The organism is Streptomyces niveiscabiei (assembly GCF_001419795.1).
GTDB classification, from domain to species: Bacteria; Actinomycetota; Actinomycetes; order Streptomycetales; family Streptomycetaceae; genus Streptomyces; species Streptomyces niveiscabiei.
The window spans coordinates 1-3,539 of sequence record NZ_LIRL01000295.1; the positions used below are offsets into that span (position 1 = coordinate 1).

General features: G+C 75.3%; 4 protein-coding genes. All 4 read left to right on the plus strand.

Going from position 1 to position 3,539, the window contains the following annotated elements; translation table 11 throughout:
* Positions 1 to 62 precede the first annotated feature (62 nt).
* Positions 63 to 761 carry an SAM-dependent methyltransferase gene (locus tag AOK24_RS15300; RefSeq protein ID WP_055720620.1) on the plus strand — a complete coding sequence of 233 codons (699 nt, stop codon included), beginning with the start codon at positions 63 to 65 and terminating at the stop codon, positions 759 to 761.
* Complete coding sequence (locus tag AOK24_RS15305; protein ID WP_055720621.1) at positions 758 to 2,002, plus strand: SGNH/GDSL hydrolase family protein; 1,245 nt, start codon at positions 758 to 760, stop codon at positions 2,000 to 2,002. Before AOK24_RS15300 ends, AOK24_RS15305 begins: the two co-directional genes overlap by 4 nt.
* Positions 1,999 to 2,982, plus strand: coding sequence for a formylglycine-generating enzyme family protein (locus AOK24_RS15310; protein WP_055720622.1), 984 nt, complete (start codon positions 1,999 to 2,001; stop codon positions 2,980 to 2,982). The genes AOK24_RS15305 and AOK24_RS15310 overlap by 4 nt, the downstream gene beginning before the upstream one ends.
* The coding region (locus tag AOK24_RS52285) for a flavodoxin family protein (RefSeq protein ID WP_055720623.1) at positions 2,979 to 3,539 on the plus strand (561 nt) is incomplete at its 3' end. The genes AOK24_RS15310 and AOK24_RS52285, both read left to right, overlap by 4 nt.

The window sequence follows — 3,539 nt, forward strand, 5'->3', positions numbered from 1 at the left end:
GCCCCCACCCGTGCCTCCCCTCGCACCTTTTCACGATCTTTCACGACAGGACGTCATCACCCATGCCCAGCCACCAGATCGCCGCCCGCTACACCCTGACCCCCGCGTCCGCCCCATCCCTCGACGAGTCGGCGTACGCGGACGTGCTGCGCACCGACTTCCAGGACCACTACGCGCGCGGCCGTGACGTGTGGACGGCCGAACGGGCCATGCGGGAGGCCCCCCGCCTGCTGCTGGCCGCGCTCGGCGACCGCACCGAAGGCCCGCACGTCCTCGACGTGGGCACCGGGCACGGCCGGGACGCCGCGATCCTCGCCGACGCGGGCTGCCGCGTCACCGGCATCGACCTCGTCGAGTCCCCCGAGTGGACCCAGCTCAGCGCCCGCACCGAGGGCCGTGCCCGCTTCGACGCCTGCTCGCTGGACGACCTCGCGGGAACGGCCGTGTACGACGCCGTCCTCGACAACGGCTGCCTGCACCACCAGCACCCCGACGGCTACAGCCGCTACCTGGACCGGGTGCGTGAACTCCTGGTGCCCGGCGGCCTGTTCACGGTCTCCGTGTTCGAGTCGGCCGACGGCCCGGGCCGGCTGTTCGCCAACGACGCGCGGCGCCTGTACCGCGAGTTCACCGAGGAGGAGCTGACCGGCCTGGTCCTCGCGCACGGCTTCACCCCCGTCGAGGTCCTGTCGGTGCCCCGGGGCACGGCGAACCTGCACTACCTGGTCGGCATATACCGCACGCCCTTCGAGGACCGGTGAGCCACGTCCGCACCGCCGGGACCCTGCTGACCGCCCTCCTGCTGGCCACCGCCACCCCGGCCGCCGCCACCCCGCACGCGGACGGCTGGACCGGCACCTGGGGCACCGCGCCCGCGCCCGCCGCGCCGGACGGCATCTCCCGCACCGGGTTCGCCGACCGCACCGTGCGGATGACCGCCCACACCTCGGTCGGCGGCAGCGAGGTGCGCCTGCGGCTGTCCAACGCGTACGGCACGAACCCGCTGGTCCTGGGCCGGGTCACGGTGGGGCTCGCCACCGCGTCCGGCGGCTCCGAGGCCGTGCCCGGCAGCCTGCGCGCGGTGACCTTCGGCGGCGCCCCGGGCACCCGCGTGGCGGCCGGGGCGCAGACGGTCAGCGACCCGCTGCCGTACGCCGTCCCGGCGGGCGCCGATCTGCTGGTGAGCGTGTACCTGCCCGAGCCGACCGGCCCGGCGACCTGGCACTGGCTCGCCCAGCAGACCGCGCACGTCTCCGAACCCGGCGACCACACGGGCGCTTCGGCGGCGTCGGCGTTCACCCGCGCGGAGACCTCCTGGTTCTTCCTGACCGGCGTCGACGTGCGCGGCCCGGGTGCGCGCGGCACGGTCGTCGCGCTCGGCGACTCGCAGACCGACGGGTCCGGCTCGACCCTGAACGGCAACGGCCGCTGGACGGACGCCTTCGCCCGCCGCGTCGCACCCCAGGGCATCGGCGTCCTCAACAAGGGCATCGGCGGCAACCGCGTCCTGCGCGACGGCACCGAGACGGAGCGCCCGCAGCGCGGGACCAGCGCGCTCGGGCGGCTCGACCGGGACGTCCTGGACCAGTCCGGGGTGTGCGCCGCCGTGCTGTACGAGGGCATCAACGACCTCCAGCTCGCCCCGTTCGCGAGCGCCGAGGACGTGCTCACCGGACTGCGCACCCTCGCCGGGCGGCTGCGCGCGCAGGGCGTGACCGTCGTCGTGGGGACCCTCACGCCGTTCAAGGACTCACCGTTGTGGACCGCCGACGCCGAGGCGCGGCGCGGCGCCGTCAACGCCGGGCTGCGGACCGCGCCCGAGTTCGACGCGGTGGCCGACTTCGACGCCGCCGTGCGCGATCCGGCCGCCCCCGAGCGGGTGCGCGCGGATCTCGACTCCGGTGACCACATCCATCTCAACGACGCCGGCTACCGCCTGCTGGCCGATGCCGTACCCGTCTCCGCGCTGACCTCATGCGCTCTCCAGGGGAGGAACCGATGACCGACACGCAGGTGCTGGCCAACCCCAACACCCTCTCCGACCGGGCGGCGATGGGCCTGCCCGACGTCCACGTCGCACGCAGCGCCGGCTGGCCGCTGCGCGAGCACCGCGACCTGTTCGGCGTTCCCGCCGAGACGCTCGTCGCCGTCGCGGAGGACCCCGGGCAGTCGTTCGCGCGCCGGTACGCGGCGGGGACCGTCCTCGGGCTGATCGGCGACCCTCGCATCCGCCCCGACGACCCGCCGATGGCGGACGTGCCCGCCGCCCGGGTCCGGCTGGGCCTGGACCGGGGCGACGCCGGGCGGGTCACCGCGCGGTGGCGGCACGCCGGGGTGATCGAGGAGTGGATCGTCAAGGAGTGCCCCGCGTACGAGGTCGACCTGCCGGCGTTCCGGATCGCGCTGCACCCGGTCACCAACGCCGAGTACCGGCGGTTCCTGGAGGACACCGGCACCACCTGGCTGCCGACGTCGTGGCGGTTCGGCGTCCACCCCGACGGGCTGGGCAACCACCCCGTGTGGACGGTGTCGCCCGAGTCGGCCGACGCGTACGCCGCGTGGCTCTCCGCCCGCACCGGGCGCGCCTTCCGGCTGCCGACCGAGGCGGAGTGGGAGTACGCCGCCGCTGGCCCCGAGGGCCGGGAGTTCCCGTGGGGCGAGGAGTTCCGGCCCGACGCCGCGAACACCGTCGAGTCGGGGCCGCTGACCACGACGCCGATCGGCATCTACCCCGGGGGGCGTTCGCCGTTCGGGGTGTACGACATGGCGGGCAACGTCGAGGAGTACACCGCCGACGAGTACGGGCCCTACCCGGGCGGCAGCGCCGTCGACGACGACCTCGCCGTCACCCGGGGCGCCTACCGCATCGCCCGCGGCGGCAGCTTCACCCGCTTCGGCGACCTCGCCCGCACCCGGCGCCGGCACGGCTGGTACGAGCGCGACATCTACGCCATGGGCTTCCGCCTCGCGGAGACGCCGTGAGCCCGAGGATCGCCGTGATCTACCACAGCCGGCGCGGGACCGTACGGACCCTGGCGGAGCTGGCCGCGCAGGGCGCGCGGGATGCGGGGGCCGAGGTACGGCTGCTGCGCGTGCCGGAGGAGACCGAGGACCACGGCCAGTGGCCGGAGGAGATCGCCGAACCGGAGGACGTGCTGCGGGCGGAGGGCCTGGTCCTCGCCGCCCCGACGTACTACGGCATGGTGTCCTCCCCCTTCAAACGGTTCCTGGAGTCCACGTCTCCCCTGTGGGGCCAGGGCCTGCTCGCCGACCGCGTCGCGACCTGCCTCACGGCCTCCACCCAGCGCCACGGCGGCCGGGAGGCGACCCTCACGTCCCTGCACCACACCCTGTGCCACTGGGGCTGCTGGGTCGCCGGCTCCGACCCGGCCGACCCGGTCACCCAGGCAGCCGGCGGAACGGCGTACGGGCTGGCCGCCGACAACACCCAGGGCCGCCCCACCCCCGCCGAACGCGCGGCGGCCCGAGCACTGGGCCACCGCCTGACCGACCTCACCGCCCGGGCGCATCCCCGGCGG

Bases quoted from the DNA above. Each gene is read 5' to 3' on its own strand.
- AOK24_RS15300 (WP_055720620.1), top strand. From the start codon at position 63: ATGCCCAGCCACCAGATCGCCGCCCGCTACACCCTGACCCCCGCGTCC.
- AOK24_RS15310 (WP_055720622.1), top strand. From the start codon at position 1,999: ATGACCGACACGCAGGTGCTGGCCAACCCCAACACCCTCTCCGACCGG.